We start from the raw sequence: 16,617 nt of genomic DNA on the forward strand, positions 1-16,617 counted from the left end.
GGCAGGAGAGGCGGACTACACATGGCACAGGACCAAGCGTCCGGCACCGGCGTTCTCGGGAGGGTGCCCCACGGAGAGCCGCCCGGCGGCCTCCGGGCCGTCGCCGCCCGGTTCGCGCTGCTGCCCCTGCGGATCTTCCTGGGCATCACCTTCGTCTACGCCGGCTTCGACAAGCTCACCGACGACGCGTTCCTCGACGCCAGCGGCCCCGGCTCCCTCCACGACATCCTCGACACCCTGCCCGACGTCGCCATCCCCGCCCTGGTGGACCTGGCGCAGAAGGCGCCGACGGAGTTCGGGATCGCCATCTCGCTCGGCGAGATCGCGGTGGGGCTCGGCACGCTCGCCGGGCTGTGGGCGCGGCTGGCCGCGACCGGCGGGGCGCTGCTCTCGATGACGCTGTGGTTCACCATGAGCTGGTCGGCGGAGCCGTACTACTACGGCCAGGACCTGCCGTACATGATGGCGTGGACGGCCCTGATCCTGGCCGGTGCGCCGTACTGGTCGCTGGACTCGGTGCTCGCCGTCCGCCGCCGCCGCAAAGGCCAGCAGCTCTTCACCTAGCACCCGCCGTCGACGGACCGGCCGGCCGGGCGGGCTCTACGGCGCCTGGGAGCCGATCGAGCCGGGGCCGCCCCGCGCCGCCGGACCGTTCCCCGCAGCCCCGCCGTTCCCCGCAGCCCCGCCGGCCCCCGAACCTCCGGCCCCCGAATCCCCGGCCCCCGGACCGACCCCGGCGGCGTCCGCGTCCGCATCGTCACCGCCGCCCGGGTTCCGCGAGCCGAAGCGGCTGTCGTACGTTCCGCGCAGCTCGTCCATCGGCAGCGCCCCCAGGTCCGCCCCCGGGTCCACGTCCGGCTCCGGCGGCGTCGCCGCGCGCGCCTCCCGCGCGCGGCGGCGGGCGCGGCGGGCGGCGTAGCCGACGGCGGCGACCAGGGCGGCCAGCGCCAGCCCCGGCGGCACCACGGCCAGCGGCACCCAGTTCGGCTGCCGCAGCGCGTCGGCCGCGTCCAGCACGCCGAGGGTCGCGCCGCAGAGCAGCACCAGGCCGGCGACGAGCTTCGCGGGCTCGAACCTATGGCGTCGCACGCCGGACCTCCAACTGGCCGATCGAGACCGTCAGGTCCAGCACCATCGTCCCCCTGGGCCCGCCGGACCCGCCGGCGGTGGGCTCCAGCACGGTGGTGCGCTCCTGCCGCGGCGAGACGTCGATGTCGCCGCCGCCCGGCTTCTCGGTGCGGGTGGTGGGCGGCAGTTGCATGTCGCCGATGTCGACCTTGGTGCGTACCTCCACGCGTACGTCGTCGGGGACCCGTACCTCCAACCGGCCCAGGCCCACCTGGGCCGCGGTCTCGATCCGCCGGCCCTTCTCCAGCTCCAGCCGGGTCAGGTCGAGCCGGGCCTCGCCGCTGCCCAGCTCGTACCGGTCGCGTACGTCCGTGACCGCGGCCGGGCGCCAGTTCCGCTCGCCCCAGTCGGCGGTGATGGTGTCCGGCAGCCAGAGCGCGACGACCAGCAGGACGGTCGTCAGCAGCGCCCAGAAGGCGGTGCCGCCGCCGGTGCGGCCGATCCACGCGCTGAGCGTGAAGCCGGCGCCGAAGACGGCGAGCGCGCCGCCGAGGCCGAGCGCCAGGGTGGTGCCCAGCGGCTCCGTGCCCCAGGTGGCGCCGATGACGACGGCGCAGGTCCCGGCGGCGGCGAGGAACGTCCAGCCGCCGATGCCGGCCGCCTCGTGCACGGCCCGGCCGCGGCCGCCGGCCGACGCCTTCTTCGCCGGGCCGCCGGGCCCGGGCGGGTCGGCGTCCGCGTCCGTCTCGTGGGCGCCGTCGTCGGGGCCCCAGAGGTAGGGCGGGAAGTCGCCGTCCTTGCTGAGCGGGTCGCGCCACCAGGACGGGGAGTACGGCACGGGGGGCGGCGCGGTCTCCGGCGGGGCGTCGGCCACGGCGTGGGCGGTGGCGTCGTCCACGGGGACGCCGTCCGCGGCCATCTCCTCGGCCTCGCGGCGGTGGTGCGACCAGTAGGCGGCGCCGCCGAGACAGAGGATCAGCAGGGCGGCGAAGAAGTGGGTGTCCGTGGTGTTCAGCACGGACAGGAACAGGCCGCAGCCGACGACGGCGAACAGCAGTGCCGTCAGCGCCGAGCCCTCGACGCGGCCGGACAGCAGCCTGCGGCCCTCGCTGTCGTCCTCGCCGTCGAGCGGCATCAGCAGCCAGGCGAAGCCGTACGCGACGAGGCCGAGGCCGCCGGTGGCGGTGAGTACGCCCAGGACGACGCGGAAGATGACGGGGTCCATGCCGAAGTACTGGCCGAGGCCGCCGCAGACACCGCCGACGATCTTGTAGCGGCGGCTGCGCCGCAGCCGCGGCCGGGCGGGCGCGGGGCCGCCGGGCTCGGACGGCGGGTCCGGGGCCGGCCCCTGGGCCGCGTCCGGTGCCGGGTCCGCGGCGGCGTCGCCGCCCCCGTCCCGTACCCCGGCGCGTGCCGCGCGCATACGGGCCTCCGCCGCCGCGCGGTCGCCGGGAGCCCCGTCCCGCGCGTCGGGGCCCGCGCCCGGGCTCGTGTCCGTCATGGGTCCATGGTGGCGGACGCCGCCGCGGGGCGGGAGGCGGGACTACCCCGAGCCCACCCTGAAATCCTCCGGGGACCGATGGGGGGCCAACCCTGATGCCAGGCCCGCCCCGCCCGTGTGACGATGCATGGCATGACCGCAGCCACCGCCGCGCCCGCCCCCGAGGGCGCCGCCCCGCCCGGCGGCCCGTACGACCCGTACGAGCGGCCTGTCCGGCGGCTGTACCGCAGCGCCGACGGGCGCTGGCTCGGCGGCGTCGCGCGCGGTCTCGCCGGGCACCTGGGGCTGCCGGTGTCGTGGGTGCGGATCGTCTTCCTCGGCCTGCTCATGGCCAACGGCCTGGGCGTGCTGCTGTACGCGGTCTTCTGGTTCGTCGTCCCGCTCGGCCAGGGCGGCACGGCGGAGAAGCCGCTCGTGGAGGTCGACGCCGACGGGCGCAAGCGGCTCCGCAAACCCGACAAGGGGCAGTTGCTCGCGCTGCTCGCCCTGCTCATCAGCGCCGCCATCTTCGCCGGCAGCCTCGAACTGGGCCGCTCCAACGCCTTCGTGTGGCCGCTGCTGCTCATCGGCGCCGGTGTGGCGCTGGTGTGGCGGCAGGCGGACAACGCCCGGCGGGCGAAGTGGGCGGCGGTCACGCGGCGGACGAAGTTCATCCCGTTCGCGCGCGGCGCCGCCGGGGTACTGCTGGTCGGGGCCGGGGTCAGCGCGATATTCGTCATCCAGGGCTCCACGCGGCACATCGGCGCCGTCGTGCAGGCGTCGCTCGCGGTTCTCGTGGGGGTGGCGCTGCTGGCGGGCCCCTGGCTCGTACGGATGGTGCAGGACCTGTCCGAGGAGCGGCTGATGCGCATCCGCGCGCAGGAGCGCGCCGAGGTCGCCGCCCACGTACACGACTCCGTGCTGCACACCCTCACGCTCATCCAGCGCAACGCCGACAACGCCGGCGAGGTGCGCAAGCTGGCCCGCGCGCAGGAGCGGGAGCTGCGCACCTGGCTGTACAAGCCGGAGGGGACCGGCAAGGACGAGGAGGACGGGTCGGGGCCCGGGACGCTCGCCGAGGGGGTGCGCAAGGCGGCGGCGGAGGTGGAGGACTACCACGGGGTGCCGGTGGAGGTGGTGTGCGTCGGCGACTGCCCGCTGGACGACAAGCTGGGCGCGCAGCTCCAGGCGGCGCGGGAGGCGATGGTCAACGCGGCCAAGTACGGTGGCGAGGCGGGGCCGGTGCAGGTCTTCGCGGAGGTCGAGGGGCGGCAGGTCTTCATCTCGGTGAAGGACCGCGGTCCCGGCTTCGACCCGGACGCGGTCCCGGCCGACAGAATGGGCGTACGCGAGTCCATCATCGGCAGGATGGAGCGCAACGGCGGCACCGCCCGGCTGCGCACGCCGGCGGGCGGGGGCACCGAGGTGGAGCTGGAGATGGAGCGCGCCGAGTGAGACGTACGCGGACGTGGTGGGCGCAGTGAGGAGCGGACGATGACGGACGACGCAGCGGGCGGGACCCCGGCGGCGGGGACCCCGGCGAGCGGGACCCCGGCGGGCGGTGCGGGCCAGGGGGAAGGCCGTCGGGTACGGGTCGTGCTCGTGGACGACCACCGCATGTTCCGGGCCGGGGTGCAGGCCGAGATCGGGGTGACCGACGAGACCGGCGTCGAGGTCGTCGGCGAGGCGGCGGACGTCGAGCAGGCGGTGACGGTCATCACCGCCACCCGCCCCGAGGTCGTGCTGCTCGATGTGCACCTGCCGGGCGGCGGCGGCGTCGAGGTGCTGCGCCGCTGCTCGGGGATGATGGGGGAGTCGCCTAGCGGCGAGGCGCCGGTGCGGTTCCTCGCGCTGTCGGTGTCGGACGCGGCCGAGGACGTCATCGGCGTCATCCGCGGCGGCGCCCGCGGGTACGTGACGAAGACCATCACCGGCGCCGACCTCGTGGACGCGATCTTCCGGGTCTCGGAGGGCGACGCGGTGTTCTCGCCGCGGCTCGCCGGCTTCGTCCTCGACGCCTTCGCCTCGACGGACGCACCGCCGGTGGACGAGGACCTGGACCGGCTGACGCAGCGGGAGCGGGAGGTGCTGCGGCTGATCGCGCGGGGGTACGCGTACAAGGAGGTCGCCAAGCAGCTCTACATCTCCGTCAAGACCGTCGAATCGCATGTCTCGGCGGTGCTGCGCAAGCTTCAGTTGTCGAACCGCCACGAGCTGACGCGCTGGGCGACGGCCCGCCGGCTCGTCTGACGGACCGCCTTCCCACCCTTCTGCGCCCCAGCGCCCCAGCGCCCCGCGCGCCCGCGGCTCAGGCGGGACGTACCGCCGTCACGAACGGCATCGAGTCCACCGGCGCGTAGCGCACGGTCGCGCCCGGGCGCGGCGCGTGGATGATCTGGCCGCCGCCCGCGTAGATGCCGACGTGGCTGAGGCCGGAGTAGTAGAAGACCAGGTCCCCGGGCGCCAGCGCGGAGCGCGACACGGTGCTGCCCGACGCGGCCTGGGTGTAGGTCGTACGGGGCAGGGAGACGCCCGCTGCGCCCCAGGCGGCCTGGGTCAGGCCCGAGCAGTCGAAGGCGGAGGGGCCGGTGGCACCCCAGACGTACGGGCTGCCGACCGCGCCCCGGGCGTACGACACGGCGCGCGCGGCGCGGGCGTTCGGCGCCTGCACCGGCCCGCGCGCGGCGTCGCGCGCCGCCCGGTCGCCCCCCGCGCCCGTACCGCCGTGCCCGTCGGCGCCGAGGACGGCCTCGCGCTGGTCGGCGGTGAGGGTGCCGAGCAGTCTGCGGGCCTCGGCGAGCTTGTCCTCGATCGTGCTCTTGTGCCGCTTCAGCTCCGCCCGCGCGTCCTTCAGCTCCGCCAGCCGGTCGCCTGCCTTCGTACGCACCTGCTGCACCTCCCGCAGTTGCCGTCCGACGCCTTCGAGTGCCGCCGCCTGCCGGTTGCCGACCCGTTCCAGCAGCGCGGCCTTGCGCAGGTAGTCCTCCGGTTCGGCGGAGAGGGCGAGCTGCACGGTGGGGTCGGCGGTGCCGTTGCGGTACTGGGCGGTGGCGAAGGAGCCGAGGGCGTTGCGGGCGTCGTTGAGCCGCGCCGTCTTGCGGGCGGCCTCGTCCTGGAGGTCGTCCACGGCCCGTTCCGCACGGTCGGCCTTCTCCGCCACGCCGTTGTACTTCTCGACGGTCTGCTCGGCCTCGTGGTGCAGCCGGTCGACCCGGGCCCTGACCTCCGCCGGCGTCGGCTGCGGGTCGGCGTGCGCGAAGCCGCCGAGGGCGGAGACGGCGGTGGCGCCGACGAGCGCGAGCACGCCGGCGGTACGGGCCGGGGTCAAACTGTGGGACGCCACGCGGGCGTTCACCCCTTCCTTGCGGTCCGGCGGCGGCCCGCACGGGGGAGCGGGCCGCCGCCGGCTCTCGGCGGGGGTGGCCGACTGCCGCGCCGGTGACGCGGGCGCCGGTGATGAGGAGCCGACCACCTGAGCGGAGACGCTAGGCCGAGGGCGCGGCGGGGGAGGAGGGGATGCACGAGACTTAACGGCACCGTCCGCCGATGACGGATTGTGATCGGCCGAACACGGCGAACTGAGCCGTGGGTTCGTATCCGTGACCGATGTTTCTGAAGCGGTCACCCCCATGGGCGCGACCTGTTACGGACCGCTACGCTCGCGTGCCATGGATGTTCTCATCAACCTCTTCGTCGCCATGCACGTCATCGGCATCGCCGCGCTGCTCGGCGGCTGGCTGACCCAGCTCAAGTCGTTGAGCTCGGGCGAGGTGCGCATCGTGCCCTCGATGGTGCACGGCTCACTGGTCATGCTGGTCACCGGCGTCGCGCTCAACGGCCTCAACGAGGCCGACGACGTGGAGCTGAACCAGACGAAACTCGGCGTCAAGGCCGTGATCCTGATAGTGATCCTCGTCCTGGTCTTCCTCAAGCGGAAGGAAGAGCGCATCCCGAAGGGCTACTTCGCCGCGATCGGCCTTCTCACCATGGCCAACGTCGTCATCGCCACCACCTGGACCTGAGATCGGCCCCGTCACTCCGACCCCTGCTACGCACGCCTTTCAGGCCGGGCGCACGCCGCTGTGGAACGGCATGTAGTCGATCGACTCGTACTTGACGTCGTCGCCCGGCTTGGAAGCGTGGATCATCTGTCCGTTGCCCACGTAGATCCCGACGTGGCTGATGTCGTCGTAGAAGAAGACCAGGTCGCCCGGCTGAAGATCCGCCTTGGCCACCTGCGTGCCGGCGTTGACCTGGTCGTAGGTCGTACGCGGCAGTGAGATGCCGGCCTCCCGCCAGGCGGCCTGGGTCAGGCCGGAGCAGTCGTACGAGTCCGGGCCGGTGGCGCCCCACACGTACGGCTTGCCCAACTGGGCCTCGGCGAACGCCAGCACCGTGTCCGACTTCGAGGCGCCGGTGTCCGGGGGCGGCGGCTCCTCCTTCTCCTCTTCCTTCTGCTCCTGCTCGCGCTGCTCCTGCTCGCGGCGCTCCTGCTCCGCCTGCCGCTGCCGCTCCGACTCCGCCTGGCGCGCGGCCTCCTGCGCCTTGCGCCGCGCCTCCTCCTCGCGCTTGCGCTCCAGCTCGGCGAGGCGCTGCTTCTCCTCCTCGGTGAGCCGGTCCAGCACCTTGCGCGCGTCGGACAGCTTGCTCTGGACCTCCTTCTTGGAGTCCTGGAGCTGCTCCTGCGACTCGGTGAGGCCGCGCAGGCTCTCCTGCGCCTCCGTGCGCTTCTTGGTGGCCTTGGCCTGGCGCACCTGGAACTGGTCGACCGCGGCCTTCTCGCGGTTCGTCAGCCGCTCCATCAGGTGCGCCTGGTCGAAGTAGGTCTGCGGGTCGGGCGCGAGCATGAACGTCGCGGTGGGCGTGATGCCGCCGGTGCGGTACTGGGCGGCGGCGAGCTGGCCCAGCTCGCGCCGCGACTCGTTGAGCCGCGCGGTCTCCTTGGCCACCTCGTCGAGCTGCTGCTCGACGCGGGTGCGCTGCTGCGCGGTGCGCTCCTTGGCGCCGTTGTAGCGCTCGGTGGCCCGCTCCGCCTCGTGGTAGAGGTGGTCGACCTGCTTCTGGACGTCCTCGATCGACCGCTCGGCCGGGGTCGCGCCGGCTTCCTGGGAGAGAAGCGTCGCCGACGCCAGAGCCGCGGAGCCGACGCCGACCGCGGTACGGCGCCCGGCCGGCGACTCGAATATCCGGGTCCGCGGCTTTCGGTGGGAAGCCAAGTCAGGCCACTCCTTCCGTCCGAGCAGTGCCGAGCACGGTAGCCACTCCGTGGGACTGCTGTGAAGTCTGATGTTCGATATGCCCGAAACCATTTCGTGATCCGAGGCGGTGTTTAGTCCATCTCGGACATCCCGGCCGGCCGGGCGGGAGCGGGGCGGCCGGCCGGGTGGCCCGGCGGGGCTCCGGGCGCGTCCGCGGGCCGGGGCGGAAAGGGAGCTGCGGGCGTGGGTTGTCGGTGGGGCGTCCTAGACTCTGTGAACGATGAGCAGCCTCTTCGACGACAGTCATCTCGCCTTCGCCGCGAGCGTTCCCGAGCCGTACTACCGGGATGGCGCGCCCCGCCCCGTCACCGACCCGGAAGCGCTGCTCACCGGGCTGAACGAGCAGCAGCGCGCCGCCGTGGAGCACCACGGAACGCCCCTGCTGATCGTCGCCGGCGCCGGCTCCGGCAAGACCCGGGTGCTGACCCACCGGATCGCGTACCTGCTGGCCAAGCGGCGGGCCCACCCCGGCCAGATCCTCGCCATCACGTTCACGAACAAGGCGGCCGGCGAGATGAAGGAGCGCGTCGAGGAGCTGGTCGGCGCGCGCGCCAACGCCATGTGGGTCTCCACCTTCCACAGCGCCTGCGTGCGCATCCTGCGCCGCGAGTCGAAGAAGCTGGGCTTCACGTCCTCGTTCTCGATCTACGACGCCGCCGACTCGCGCCGGCTGATGTCCCTGGTCTGCCGGGACCTGGACCTCGACCCCAAGCGCTATCCGCCGAAGGCGTTCAGCGCCAAGGTCTCCAGCCTGAAGAACGAGCTGATCGACGAGGAGAGCTGGGCCGCCCAGGCCGTCGACGGCTACGAGAAGACGCTTGCCGAGGCGTACGGGCTCTACCAGTCGCGGCTGCGCGAGGCCAACGCGCTGGACTTCGACGACCTGATCATGACGACCGTGAACCTGCTCCAGGCGTTCCCGGACGTCGCGGAGCACTACCGCCGCCGGTTCCGGCACGTCCTGGTCGACGAGTACCAGGACACGAACCGCGCGCAGTACATGCTGGTGCGCGAGCTGGTGGGCCCGCCGGCCGAGCCGGAGGCGGCAGCGGGCGAGGGCGCGGCCGACGGCGACGCGGAGGACGGCGGCGCAGCCGACGGTGGCGGAAGTGACGGCGGTGCGGAGCGTGCGAAGGGCCCGGACGGGCCCGCCGAGCTGTGCGTCGTCGGCGACGCCGACCAGTCGATCTACGCCTTCCGCGGCGCCACCATCCGCAACATCCTCCAGTTCGAGGAGGACTACCCCGAGGCGCGCACGATCCTGCTGGAGCAGAACTACCGCTCCACGCAGACCATCCTCAACGCCGCCAACGCCGTCATCGAGCGCAACGCCTCCCGCCGCCCCAAGAACCTGTGGACCGACGCCGGCGCCGGCGCCCGCATCGTCGGCTACGTGGCCGACACCGAGCACGACGAGGCGCAGTTCGTCGCCGACGAGATCGACCGGCTGTCCGACGCGGGCGAGGCCCGCGCCGGCGACGTCGCCGTCTTCTACCGCACCAACGCCCAGTCCCGTGTCTTCGAGGAAGTCTTCATCCGCGTCGGCCTGCCGTACAAGGTCGTCGGCGGCGTCCGCTTCTACGAGCGCCGGGAGGTCCGCGACGTCCTCGCGTACCTGCGCGTGCTCGCCAACCCCGAGGACTCCGTACCGCTGCGCCGCATCATGAACGTGCCCAAGCGCGGCATCGGCGACCGCGCCGAGGCGATGATCGAGGCGCTGGCGCAGCGCGAGCGGATCTCCTTCCCGCAGGCGCTGGTGCGTGTGGACGAGGCGTACGGGATGGCGTCCCGCTCGGTGAACGCCGTCAAGCGGTTCAACACGCTGATGGAGGAGCTGCGCACGGTCGTGGAGTCCGGCGCCGGGCCGGCCACGGTGCTCGAAGCGGTGCTGGAGCGGACCGGCTACCTCGCCGAGTTGCAGGCGTCGACCGACCCGCAGGACGAGACCCGCATCGAGAACCTCCAGGAACTGGCCGCCGTGGCGCTGGAGTTCGAGCAGGAGCGCGGCGAGGACGACCCGGGCACGCTCGCCGGCTTCCTGGAGCGCGTCGCGCTGGTCGCCGACAGCGACGAGATCCCGGAGGAGGAGACGGACGGCTCCGGTGTCATAACGCTGATGACCCTGCACACCGCCAAGGGCCTGGAGTTCCCGGTGGTGTTCCTCAGCGGCATGGAGGACGGCGTCTTCCCGCACATGCGGGCCCTCGGCGACGTCAAGGAGCTGGAGGAGGAGCGCCGGCTCGCGTACGTCGGCATCACGCGCGCGCAGGAGCGGCTGTATCTGACGCGCTCGGTGATGCGCAGCTCCTGGGGCCAGCCGTCGTACAACCCGCCGTCGCGCTTCCTGGACGAGATCCCGCCGGCCTATCTGGAGTGGCGGCGCACGGGCGCCTCGGCCACCCGGGGCGGCGGCGGGGGCCGGTCGCCGATGGAGTCCGCGGCGGCGGCGCTGGCGTCGTCGTCCACCTCCTCGGCCCGTACGCGGCAGGGCCCTTCGGGCTTCGCCACCGGGCGGGCGACGGAGCGGCCGGTGGTCGCGCTGTCGCCGGGGGACCGGGTGACGCACGACCAGTTCGGGATGGGGACGGTGGTGGAGGTGTCCGGCTCGGGGGCGAACGCGCAGGCGACGATCGACTTCGGCGACGGCGGGCGGACGAAGAAGCTGCTGCTGCGGTACGCGCCGGTGGAGAAGCTGTAGGACCGCCGGCCCGCCGCGGGCGGGCCGGTTCACCGCGGGGCCCCTGCCGGTGGGCGGGCTTTCCGCGGGCAGGCGGGCCTACTGCGGGTCGAGGCCCTTCTCCTGGAGCCAGGCGAGCGGGTCGATGGCGGAGCCGCCGTAGGGGTGCACCTCGAAGTGCAGGTGCGGGCCGGTGGAGTTGCCCGAGTTGCCCGAGTAGGCGACGACGTCGCCGGCCTGTACGGGGCCGGTGGTGATGGCGTAGCTGTCGAGGTGGGCGTACCACGTCTCGGTGCCGTCGGACGCGGTGAGGACGAGCATGTTCCCGTACGAGTAGTCGTAGCGGGTGGTGACCGTGCCGTCGGTGGCGGCCATGACCTCGCTGCCGTACGAGACGGGGAAGTCGATGCCGGTGTGCACGGACATCCAGTTGACGCCGGCCTGGCCGTAGTACGCGCTGAGGCCGGGGCTGTCGACGGGGACCGCGAACTTCGGGCGCTGCGCCTCCTTGCGCGCGGCCTCCTTCGCCTCCTTCTTCCGCTCGGCCTCCTGCTTCTCCTTGAGGTCGATGCGCTCCTGGGTGCGGCTGGCGCGGTCGGCGAAGTCGTCGGCGTCCTCGGTGACGCCGCGGAGCTGCGTGTCGAGGGCGGCGTTGGCCTTCGAGGACTTGGCGGACACCGTGTCCGGGGCCGCCTGCGTCGTCTTGCCGTCGTCCTCGGAGCCGGCTCCGCTGCCGGTGACGCTCGCGGCGGCGACACCGGCCACGCCGACGACGGCGAGGGACGGCACGGCCACGGTGAGCAGCGCGGAGCGCTTGGGGCAGCGGCGGCGGCTCGTGCGGGCGGCGCGGCCCACGGGGGCGCCGACCGGCCTGCGCGCGGTGTCCGGAGCAGGGGCAGGGGCGGGGTCGGCGTCGAGCGCCGCGGGGGTCTCGGGCGCGTCGGGCTTGTCGGGGTGGTCGTGCCCGGCGTGCCCGTCGTGCCCGGCGTAGCCGTCGTGCGTCTGGTGGCCCTCGTGCTCGGCGACGGCGGCGAAGTCCCAGGCGGCGGTCGCGTCGGGGTCGGGGTGCCCGGCGTTCACGGCGGCGGGGGCGTAGGCGCCGTGCTCGTCGTACGCGGCGGCCGTGTCCGTGAACGACTCGGGGTACGCGGTGGCTTCGGCGTACCCCGTGGTGTCCGGGTAGCCCGTCGCGTCGGTGGCCGCGTCCGCGTAGGCCGCGGTGTCGTAGTGGCCGGTGCCCCAGGCGGCGGCGGAGTCGTACTGCGCGCCGGTGTGCTGCGGGACCTCGTGCTGTGCGGTGTCGTACTGCGCCGTTTGCGCCGGGTCGTAGTGCGCCGTGTCGTACTGGGCGGCCTCGTACGCGGTGGCGCCGTGCTGCGCTGTCTCGTGCTGCGCAACTTCGTGCTGCGTGCCGGTGTCCCAGCCGGACCACTCGCCGGTGGTGTTCCACTGCGCGGTCGGGGCGCTCGCCGAGGGATAGCCGTAGTCGTAGTCGTCGGCCGGGCCCGCCTGCCGCGGGATGCCGCCGGCCGGGGTGTCGCCGGCGCCTTCGGACCAGAGCGCGGAGACGTCGTAGCCGCCGGAGGCGTGCGGGTCGGCGGCGTAGGAGTCTCCGGCGTGGGGATCGGCCGTGCCGTACAGGCCGTTCGCGCTGTACGCGCCGAAGTCGACGGACTGCGTGCCGGTGTCCCAGGACGGGGCGAGGTCGGGCGTCAGGTAACCGCCGGCTTCGTAGCCGCCGGTCTCGTGGCCGGTGGCCTCGTAGCCCGTGGTGGCGTACGCGCCCGGATGGCCCGTGTCGTAGCCGTCGTAGCTCTGATAGCCGTGATGGAGAGGCTCTTCACCGGAACCGCCGCCGTGGCCGGAGGTGTCGTAGCCGTACCCGTAGCCGTCGAGGCTTCCGAAGGAGGCATCGTCAGCGGGAGAGGCCGGGGTGGGGAAGCCCGGCGGGGGACGGTCGTTCACCACTTCTCTTTCGCCTCGGGAGCAGGAGACTGCCGCGACTGTACCGGGCGTCCCACGGCTCGACAATCTTTCGTTGGTTTCACCGGTGCGCGTTCGGGGCACTTGCCCGATTTTTCGAGTACCCGAGGGTAAGACAGGGGCCACGGCTGTCCGATTTGCCGGTCGCCGCACGTGTGATTTCCCCCTCCCCGCATGTTGCGGTCGGCCGGGGTGCGCGATGCTGGGGATAACGTTCGTTCACACCCTCGAAGGACTCACGAACGCGCGGCACCGCGCGATGGAGGCAGCGATGAGTGGCACCGGTCCGATCCGCGTGGTGGTGGCCAAGCCGGGACTCGACGGCCACGACCGCGGGGCCAAGGTCATCGCGCGGGCGCTGCGCGACGCCGGCATGGAGGTCATCTACACGGGCCTGCACCAGACGCCGGAGCAGATCGTCGACACCGCGATCCAGGAGGACGCCGAGGCGATCGGCCTGTCCATCCTCTCCGGGGCGCACATGACGCTCTTCGGCAAGGTCGTGGAGCTGCTGCGGGAGCGGGACGCGCTGGACATCAAGCTGTTCGGCGGCGGGATCATCCCGGACGACGACATCCCGCAGCTCAAGGGGCTGGGTGTCGCGGAGATCTTCACGCCGGGCGCGGCGACCACCGAGGTGGTGGAGTGGGTGCGGACCAACGTCCGCGAGCCGGCGGGCGCGTGAGCGCGGCGCGTACGCGCGACGGGCGCGTACGCCGGCGGACCTGACGCCGGTGGCGCCTGCCGGGGTTCAGGCGGGCGCCACCGGGAGCGGCACGTTCGTCGCACCGGTCCGGTCGGTCCGGACGGCCAGGGCAGTCCGGGCAGTCCGGGGAGGCCGGACGGTCAGGGCCGCAGGGCGGCGGGCGTGGTGAGTTCGTCGCGCATCGCGGCGCGTATCCGCAGCGTGGCCACGAGCCGCTGGAACGCCTCCGACCAGTAGCCGGCGGCGCCCGGCGAACTCTCCTCCGCCTCCTCGTGCATCGCGGCGAGCGGTTCGAGGCGGACGGCGTACGAGGGGTCGAGGCAGCGCTCCGCGAGGCCCATCACGCCGCTGAAGCTCCACGGGTAACTGCCGCCGTCCCGCGCGATCTCCAGGGCGTCGACCACGGCCCGGCCCAGCTCCTCGGGCCACGGCACGGCGCAGGAGCCGAGGAGGCGGAACGCCTCCGACAGCCCGTGCGCCGAGATGAACTCCGCGACCCACGCGGCCCGTTCCGCCTCGGGCAGCGCGGTGAGCAGCCGCGCGGGGTCCCGCCCGGGTACGTTCTCGCCGCCGCCGGAGGCGCCGCCGGGGGTGCTTGCCGGGGGCGCGGTGCCGGGCGGGCCCGCGGTGAAGGCGGGCGGCTCGTTCGGCGGTGAGGTCGGGGCGGTGCCGAGGAGGGCGCGGGCCCAGGCCGAGTCGTGCTGCCGGGCGGCGGCGCGGCTCCAGGCGGCGAGCAGGTCGGGCCGCCAGCCGTCGGCGACGGGCAGCGCGATGACCTCTTCCGGCGTACGGCCGTCGAAGACCTCCGTCCACACGGCCAGCGGCGCGGCGGCGACCAACTGCCCGAACCACCACGACCGCTCGCCCATCCCCGCCGGCGGCTTGGCCACCACGCCGTCCCGCTCCATCGCCGCGTCGCACTCGTACGGCGCCTCCACCGCGATCACCGGCGGCTCCTCGCTGCGGTCGAGCACCACCAGCGACCGCACCCGCGCGGCCATCCGCCCGGCCAGCGCGGAGCCGGTGAGCCCGGCGAGGAGGTCGGCCGCCGCGGCCCGTACGCTGCGGCTGCGATCGGCCAGAGCGTCATCGAGGAACGGCTCGTCGGCGAGGGACAGCCGGGTGCGCAGCAACTCCACGAACCCGAGCCGGTCCTCGGCCTTCTCCGCGGACCACGTCGAGGCGAGCAGCCCGACGGCGCCCGCGGGGTCGGCCCGGCGCACCTCGGCGAAGAGCGCGCCGCGCACCTGGCTGGTCCCCGGCCCGCCGGTCCGCGGCCCCTCTTCCCACAGCGCGCGCACGGCGTCCGCGTCGCGCGGGTCGGGCAGCGCGGGCCCGGCCGCGCCGTCGCGCAGCAGCGGCGCCCACTGCGGCGCGCGCTCGGCCAGCCACAGCCCGCGCGGCCCGGCGAGGGCCAGCGCGTGGGGGCGCAGGTCGATACGGGCGCGGGCGGCGTCGAGCAGCGCGGGGAGCAATTCGGGCGGCGCCTGGTAGCCGCACTCGACGGCGTGCCTCAGCCACTCCGGTATCAGCTCGGCGAGGTCGGGCGTGGGCCCGCGGCGGCCGCCGCCGGTGACGGAGCGGTCCGCGAGCAGCGCGGCGAGCCGCCGCCGGGCGGCGGCGGGCAGCCGGGGCCGCGGATCGTGCGCGGCGGGCTCGGGCAGCGCCCGCGCCGGGGCGGGCACGGTCCCGGCCCGCCGCCGTACGGTCGCCGCGGCGGCGGCGTCGAGCAGCGCCGCCTCGTCGATTCCGCGCCGCCCGGCCCCGACGACGGCCGCGGCCACCAACTCTCCCCAGCCCCCGGCCGGGTCCACCGCGAAGTCCTGCACACCCACCGTCATCCCGCCCCCTCCGCCCGCGTCGTCCCGGCGCCCGCGCGCCGGGCTCGTCGTCACCGCCACGCGCCTCCTCCCTTCGGCGCCGCGATCGGCGCGCCCGCCCCCGCCATCGCCGCGGCGGCGCCCGTCAGGGGGACCGCCGTGCCCGCGGACCACGTCGTCAGCGGGCGGAAGCCCGCGTGGCCGAACTCGCCGAAGACCGTCACCGGGCCGCCGCCCGACACCGCGAGGAGCTGCCACACGCTCGGGCCGCGCGCCGCGGCCGGGTGCAGCGGCAGCGCGCGGTCGCCCACGCGCTCGGCCAACTGCCAGCCCTCGTCCCCTTCTTCCGGCACCGGGATCACGTCCGTGAGCACCACCGGTATCCCCTCCAGCCACGGGTCCGCCGTCAGCGCCGCCCCGTACGCCGCGACCGCCTCCGCGACCCCGGCACCCGGCGGCACGGCCCGCTCCTCCCGCTCTCCCCGGCCGCTCCCGGCCGGGGTCCGCGGTCCCGCGTGGACCGTGCCCAGCGCCGCGCGCAGCGGATACGCGCCCGGGTAGTACGCCAGCTCCGCGTCCAGCACCAGCCCCGTCGGCAGCGACTGCTCCGGTGCCCGGCCCGCCGCCCCGTACGCCAGCAGCAGCGCCATCCGCTCCGAAGCCGCGCCGTGCAGCCAGATGCGGCGCGTCACCAACTTGCCGTCGTCGGCGTCCTCCTGGGCCAGCACCAGCCAGGTATCCCGCAGCGTGCCGCCGCGCAGCAGCCCCGCGGCGTCGACCGTGAGGCCCACCCGCGCGCGGACCGTCGCCGCCAGCGGCTCCGGCAGCTCGTCCAGCCGCAGGAAGCCCCGGTCCAGCAGATGTATCAAGCCGCACTCCGCGAGCAGCCGGGCCGGCCAGCCGGGGCCCGAGGCCGGCAGCGTCCCCAACTCGCGCACTCGCGCGGCGAGCCCGGGCGCCTGCGCGTCGACCATGCGCGCCGCCGTCTCCTCCCACACCGCGCCCCGCGGCGCCGTCGCGAGCCCGTCGCGCAGCAGGTCCGTCAGCCGCTGCTCCAGCTCCGTGGCCCCCGCGGCGATCCGCTGAAGCCGCTGCTCCGCCCGGCGCTTCGCCTCGGCCGCCGCCGCCGGATCCGGCGCCCGGTCCGCCGCGGGCTCGGCGGCCTTCCGCTCCGCTTTCTCCCGGCGGCTCGCCAGCCACTCGGCCGCCCAATCCGGAACCCCGTCCGTGCCCCCCTTCTCTCCCCTCTCTCCCTTCTCCCCTTTCTCTGCGTCCCCGCTCTCCCGCGCCGGCCCGGGCACCTCGCCCGCCGCCCAGCGCAGCAGCAGCCCCAGCGCGTGCTTGCACGGGAACTTCCGGCTCGGGCAACTGCACCTGTACGCCGGGCCCTGGAGATCCACCACCGTCTGATACGGCCTGCTCCCGCTGCCGCGGCACAGCCCCCACACGACCTCGCCCACGGCCCCGGACTCCGCCCACGGCCCGGCCGCGGCGAGCTTGCTCCCCGCCGTACGTGACGAGGCGTCGGGCGCCAGCCCCAACACCTGGTCCGCGCTCCACCGTTCGCTCAGCCCCTCCATGCCCACGACGCTACGGCCCGCCACTGACAACGGCTCTGACCTGCG

The 16,617-nt window shown here is 74.4% G+C and carries 13 protein-coding genes; 6 read left to right on the plus strand and 7 right to left on the minus strand.

The annotated features are described in order from the left end of the window. The first annotated feature begins 21 nt into the window (after positions 1 to 21). Positions 22 to 564, plus strand: coding sequence for a DoxX family protein (locus tag QBL21_RS04345; protein ID WP_407560638.1), 543 nt, complete (start codon positions 22 to 24; stop codon positions 562 to 564). Positions 565 to 600: 36 nt separating this feature from the next. Here QBL21_RS04345 and QBL21_RS04350 read toward each other — a convergent pair whose 3' ends face one another. Together QBL21_RS04350 and QBL21_RS04355 are read right to left on the minus strand one after the other, a co-directional pair. Further along, positions 601 to 1,089, minus strand: a complete 489-nt coding sequence (locus QBL21_RS04350) for a hypothetical protein (protein WP_407560639.1) — start codon at positions 1,087 to 1,089, stop codon at positions 601 to 603. Then, positions 1,076 to 2,569 (minus strand): PspC domain-containing protein, encoded by a 1,494-nt coding sequence (locus QBL21_RS04355; RefSeq protein ID WP_407560640.1) that lies wholly within the window; start codon positions 2,567 to 2,569, stop codon positions 1,076 to 1,078. The genes QBL21_RS04350 and QBL21_RS04355 overlap by 14 nt, the downstream gene beginning before the upstream one ends. Positions 2,570 to 2,701: 132 nt before the next feature. Here QBL21_RS04355 and QBL21_RS04360 point away from each other — a divergent pair, with 132 nt between their 5' ends. Next, a complete protein-coding gene (locus tag QBL21_RS04360) occupies positions 2,702 to 4,003 on the plus strand; it encodes a PspC domain-containing protein (protein ID WP_407560641.1) in 1,302 nt (433 codons plus the stop codon). A gap of 39 nt (positions 4,004 to 4,042) precedes the next feature. Continuing rightward, positions 4,043 to 4,798, plus strand: coding sequence for a LuxR C-terminal-related transcriptional regulator (locus QBL21_RS04365; RefSeq protein WP_407560642.1), 756 nt, complete (start codon positions 4,043 to 4,045; stop codon positions 4,796 to 4,798). 58 nt (positions 4,799 to 4,856) lie between these two features. On the opposite strand, the gene QBL21_RS04370 is transcribed toward QBL21_RS04365, so the two are convergent. Next, entirely contained in the window at positions 4,857 to 5,903 is a 1,047-nt protein-coding gene (locus tag QBL21_RS04370) for an NlpC/P60 family protein (RefSeq protein ID WP_407560643.1), read from the minus strand. A 313-nt stretch (positions 5,904 to 6,216) separates the two neighbouring features. Here QBL21_RS04370 and QBL21_RS04375 point away from each other — a divergent pair, with 313 nt between their 5' ends. Then, complete coding sequence (locus QBL21_RS04375) at positions 6,217 to 6,570, plus strand: hypothetical protein (protein WP_407560644.1); 354 nt, start codon at positions 6,217 to 6,219, stop codon at positions 6,568 to 6,570. A gap of 39 nt (positions 6,571 to 6,609) precedes the next feature. On the opposite strand, the gene QBL21_RS04380 is transcribed toward QBL21_RS04375, so the two are convergent. Continuing rightward, a complete protein-coding gene (locus tag QBL21_RS04380) occupies positions 6,610 to 7,764 on the minus strand; it encodes an NlpC/P60 family protein (protein ID WP_407560645.1) in 1,155 nt (384 codons plus the stop codon). Positions 7,765 to 8,026: 262 nt separating this feature from the next. Here QBL21_RS04380 and pcrA point away from each other — a divergent pair, with 262 nt between their 5' ends. Beyond that, complete coding sequence (gene pcrA, locus QBL21_RS04385) at positions 8,027 to 10,504, plus strand: DNA helicase PcrA (RefSeq protein WP_407560646.1); 2,478 nt, start codon at positions 8,027 to 8,029, stop codon at positions 10,502 to 10,504. Between the two features lie 78 nt (positions 10,505 to 10,582). Here the strand turns inward: pcrA and QBL21_RS04390 are convergent, their stop codons facing one another. Continuing rightward, positions 10,583 to 12,448 (minus strand): M23 family metallopeptidase, encoded by a 1,866-nt coding sequence (locus tag QBL21_RS04390; RefSeq protein WP_407560647.1) that lies wholly within the window; start codon positions 12,446 to 12,448, stop codon positions 10,583 to 10,585. A 289-nt stretch (positions 12,449 to 12,737) separates the two neighbouring features. Here QBL21_RS04390 and QBL21_RS04395 point away from each other — a divergent pair, with 289 nt between their 5' ends. Then, the gene (locus QBL21_RS04395; protein ID WP_018834742.1) at positions 12,738 to 13,151 is read left to right on the plus strand and encodes a cobalamin B12-binding domain-containing protein; all 414 of its coding nucleotides are present in this window, start codon (positions 12,738 to 12,740) and stop codon (positions 13,149 to 13,151) included. A 161-nt stretch (positions 13,152 to 13,312) separates the two neighbouring features. Here the strand turns inward: QBL21_RS04395 and QBL21_RS04400 are convergent, their stop codons facing one another. Together QBL21_RS04400 and QBL21_RS04405 are read right to left on the minus strand one after the other, a co-directional pair. Then, positions 13,313 to 15,013 (minus strand): DUF5691 domain-containing protein, encoded by a 1,701-nt coding sequence (locus tag QBL21_RS04400; RefSeq protein WP_407566300.1) that lies wholly within the window; start codon positions 15,011 to 15,013, stop codon positions 13,313 to 13,315. 50 nt (positions 15,014 to 15,063) lie between these two features. Continuing rightward, positions 15,064 to 16,578 (minus strand): SWIM zinc finger family protein, encoded by a 1,515-nt coding sequence (locus QBL21_RS04405; protein ID WP_407566301.1) that lies wholly within the window; start codon positions 16,576 to 16,578, stop codon positions 15,064 to 15,066. Between the last annotated feature and the right edge of the window lie 39 nt (positions 16,579 to 16,617).

The sequence above is a fragment of the Streptomyces sp. 184 genome (assembly GCF_045781775.1).
GTDB lineage: Bacteria > Actinomycetota > Actinomycetes > Streptomycetales > Streptomycetaceae > Streptomyces.

Coding starts and splice junctions, on each gene's coding strand:
- QBL21_RS04375 (WP_407560644.1), top strand. CDS start 6,217: ATGGATGTTCTCATCAACCTCTTCGTCGCCATGCACGTCATCGGCATC.
- QBL21_RS04355 (WP_407560640.1), bottom strand. CDS start 2,569: ATGACGGACACGAGCCCGGGCGCGGGCCCCGACGCGCGGGACGGGGCT.
- QBL21_RS04395 (WP_018834742.1), top strand. CDS start 12,738: ATGAGTGGCACCGGTCCGATCCGCGTGGTGGTGGCCAAGCCGGGACTC.
- QBL21_RS04365 (WP_407560642.1), top strand. CDS start 4,043: ATGACGGACGACGCAGCGGGCGGGACCCCGGCGGCGGGGACCCCGGCG.
- pcrA (WP_407560646.1), top strand. CDS start 8,027: ATGAGCAGCCTCTTCGACGACAGTCATCTCGCCTTCGCCGCGAGCGTT.
- QBL21_RS04345 (WP_407560638.1), top strand. CDS start 22: ATGGCACAGGACCAAGCGTCCGGCACCGGCGTTCTCGGGAGGGTGCCC.
- QBL21_RS04400 (WP_407566300.1), bottom strand. CDS start 15,013: ATGACGGTGGGTGTGCAGGACTTCGCGGTGGACCCGGCCGGGGGCTGG.
- QBL21_RS04360 (WP_407560641.1), top strand. CDS start 2,702: ATGACCGCAGCCACCGCCGCGCCCGCCCCCGAGGGCGCCGCCCCGCCC.